General features: G+C 64.0%; 3 protein-coding genes. All 3 read left to right on the forward strand.

The annotated features are described in order from the left end of the window. The coding region (locus AC3AYF_RS17720) for an FAD-dependent oxidoreductase (protein ID WP_295040347.1) at positions 1–573 on the forward strand (573 nt) is incomplete at its 5' end. Positions 574–838: 265 nt separating this feature from the next. Beyond that, positions 839–1888: a threonine aldolase family protein gene (locus tag AC3AYF_RS17725; protein WP_295040350.1), complete on the forward strand. Its 1050-nt coding sequence runs from the start codon at positions 839–841 to the stop codon at positions 1886–1888. Positions 1889–2207: 319 nt separating this feature from the next. Continuing rightward, positions 2208–3667, forward strand: a 1460-nt coding sequence (locus AC3AYF_RS17730) for a PrkA family serine protein kinase (RefSeq protein ID WP_487780109.1), incomplete at its 3' end; no start/stop codon positions are given.

Below are 3667 nucleotides of genomic sequence, written 5' to 3' on the forward strand. Positions count from 1 at the left end.
AGCGTGATCTCCTATCCCATGGCGATCCAGCATCCGGAGCGCGTCGGGCGTCGGGTCGCGATCATCGGCGCCGGCGGGATCGGCTTCGATGTGGCGGAGCTGCTCTCCCACGCCGAGCAGCCGGCGCTGGATCCCGAGCGCTGGTGCGACGAATGGGGCGTGGATCTGAGCGTCGAACGCCCCGGCGGCCTGAAGGCGCGGCTGCCGCCTGTCGTGCCGCGCCAGATCACCCTGCTGCAACGCAAGACCGGAAAGCCAGGCGCCGGGCTCGGCGTCACCACCGGCTGGGTGCATCGGGCGGCGCTGCGGGCGCGTCAGGTCGAGACGCTGTCGGGATGCACCTACCACCGGGTGGATGACGCCGGGTTGCATGTCAGCGTCGATGGTGAGCCCCGCTCGCTGGCGGTCGATACCGTCGTGATCTGCGCCGGGCAGGAGTCGCAGCGGGCGCTCTACGAGGCGATGCAGGGATCCGGCGTGGGGGTTCACCGTATCGGCGGGGCCGAGCGCGCCGCGGAGATCGATGCCAAGCGGGCCATCGACCAGGGGGTGCGTCTGGCGGCGACCTTGTGAGCGAGAGCCGGGTTTGCGTTGAGTCAGCGTGAGTGGCCGGGTGGCGCACGCTGCCGATAGGCAAGAGCAGGTGTTAGACTTGGGCGTTCACCAGTGAGCGCGATCCGCGCGACGGCGACCCCGTCGCTGGCTGGGTCGCGCTTCTTGTTATTCAGGCTGCCGTGGTTTCGACCGCCATGCCTGACCCTCAGAAAACGCGGACTCTGTACGCCGTGACCGGCCCGAGTCGCTTTTCTCGATGGAGGGATCGTACAAGGACCCCCAGATGACATCCGATTGTAGCCCTCGCTACCTGGCGAGCGACAACACCTCCGGCATCTGCCCGGAAGCCCTCGACTACCTGATCCGGGCAAACGTCAGCGATGATCTCGCCTACGGCAACGATGCCTGGACCCATCGCGCTGCGGATCGTTTTCGCGAGCTGTTCGATTACGACTGCGACGTCTTCTTCGTCTTCAACGGCACCGCCGCCAACTCGCTCTCGCTGGCGGCACTGGGCCAGAGTTACCACAGCGTGATCTGCCACGAACTGGCCCACATCGAGACCGACGAGTGCGGCGGGCCGGAATTTTTCTCCAACGGTTCGAAGCTGCTGACCAGCCCTGGCGAGAACGGCAAGCTGACGCCGGAGGGGATCGAGCGCCTCGTGGTCAAGCGCAACGATATCCACTATCCCAAGCCACGGGTGGTCTCGATCACTCAGGCCACCGAAGTCGGCACGGTATACTCTCGCGAGGAACTGCTGGCGATTCGCACCGTCGCGGACAAGTACGACCTGCGCGTGCACATGGACGGGGCGCGTTTCGCCAACGCCTGCAGTGCGCTGGATGCCTCCCCGGCCGAGCTGACCTGGCAGGCGGGCGTCGATGTGCTCTGCTTTTCCGGCACCAAGAATGGCTTGCCGATGGGCGAGGCGATCCTGTTCTTCAACAAGGAGCTGGCCGAGGATTTCGCCTATCGCTGCAAGCAGGCGGGGCAGCTGGCCTCCAAGATGCGTTTCATCGCCGCGCCCTGGCTGGGCCTGCTGGAATCCGGCGCCTGGCGGCGCAACGCCGATCACGCCAACGCCATGGCGCGCTATCTCGCCGACGGCCTGGCATCGCTTCCCGGCGCGTCGCTGATGTTCCCGACCCAGGCCAACAGCGTGTTCGTGAGCCTGCCGGAACCGGTCATCTCCCAACTGCGCGCCCAGGGCTGGACTTTCTATACATTCATCGGGGCTGGCGGTGCGCGTTTCGTCTGCTCCTGGAACACCACCTCCGAGCTGCTCGACCAGCTGTTGGCCGACGCCCGCGCCGCCTTCGACCTGCCCTGACGGATACCGGCGCCCGATTTCCTCGGGCGCCGGTCGGGCCTCGCCACGCCCGCGACGAACCGCGGGCGAATTTGTCCCGGCTTTTCTATGAGTTACCGATACCTGCGTGGACCGACGCATTTTGTCGATGCAAATTCCCCGTGCATCGAAACCGGATCGTGGTAGCGTGTTCTAAAGCGTGTATTTCGACGCTGCGTTGAAAAGACTCGCAAAATGAGTCTTCCCGACGCTTCGTGCATCTGTCTATGCTGATAGTCAGCTAGCCCGGCTGGCGGGGCGTTCGCCCTGAGCGGTTGGGGGTCACGACCAGGAGGCTTCCATGAGCATCTTCGATCACGTGCAGAGCCGTTACGAGCAGGTTCAACAGGAAGAGATGAGCCTGCAGGAATATCTAGAGCTGTGCCGGAAGGATCCCCGTGTCTACGCCAATGCCGCCGAGCGGATGCTGAGCGCCATCGGGGAGCCCGAAACGATCGACACGGCCAAGGACTCCCGCCTGTCGCGTATCTTCTCCAACAAGGTCATTCGTCGCTATCCCGCCTTTGCCGAGTTCTACGGCATGGAAGAGGCGATCGAGCAGATCGTCGCCTACTTTCGTCACGCCGCCCAGGGGCTCGAGGAGCGCAAGCAGATTCTCTATCTGCTGGGGCCCGTCGGTGGCGGCAAGTCGTCGCTGGCCGAACGCCTGAAGCTGCTGATGGAGCGTGTCCCGTTCTACGCGATCAAGGATTCGCCGGTCTACGAATCGCCGCTGGGACTGTTCTCCCCGGAAGAGGATGGCGAACTGCTCGAGAAGGAGTACAACATCCCGCAGCGCCATCTGCGCGGGCCGATGTCGCCCTGGGCGGCCAAGCGGCTCAAGGAGTACGGTGGCGACCTGTCGCAGTTCCGGGTGGTGCGCCTGCATCCCTCGCGCCTCAACCAGATCGCGGTCTCCAAGACCGAGCCCGGGGACGAGAACAATCAGGACATCTCATCGCTGGTGGGCAAGGTGGACATCCGCCAGTTGGAGCTCTACTCCCAGGACGATCCGGACGCCTACAGCTTCTCCGGGGGCCTGTGCAAGGCCAACCAGGGGCTGATGGAGTTCGTCGAGATGTTCAAGGCGCCGATCAAGGTGCTGCATCCGTTGCTGACGGCCACCCAGGAGGGCAACTACAACCCCACCGAGGGCATGGGCGCGATCCCCTTCGACGGCATCATCATGGCCCACTCCAACGAGAGCGAGTGGCAGCAGTTTCGCAACAACCGTAACAACGAGGCGTTCCTCGACCGCGTCTATATCGTCAAGGTGCCTTACTGCCTGCGGGTCTCCGAGGAGATCAAGATCTACCAGAAGCTGCTCGAGCACTCCTCCCTCGACGAGGCGCCTTGCGCGCCGGATACCTTGCGCATGCTGGCCCAGTTCTCGGTGCTTTCGCGACTCAAGGAGCCGGAGAATTCCAGCATCTATTCCAAGATGCGGGTCTACGATGGCGAGAACCTGAAGGATACCGATCCCAAGGCCAAGTCGATCCAGGAGTATCGCGACGCCGCCGGCGTCGACGAGGGCATGAACGGGCTCTCCACGCGGTTCGCGTTCAAGATCCTCTCCAAGGTGTTCAACTTCGACGCTCACGAGATCGCCGCCAATCCGGTACATCTGCTCTACGTGCTGGAGCAGGCGCTGGAGCGCGAGCAGTTGCCGAAGGAGACCCACGAGCGCTACCTGCGTTTCATCAAGGAGTACCTGGCGCCGCGCTACGTCGACTTCATCGGCAAGGAGATCCAGACCGCCTA

The sequence above is a fragment of the Salinicola sp. genome (genome assembly GCF_982684285.1).

Coding starts and splice junctions, on each gene's coding strand:
- AC3AYF_RS17725 (WP_295040350.1), top strand. CDS start 839: ATGACATCCGATTGTAGCCCTCGCTACCTGGCGAGCGACAACACCTCC.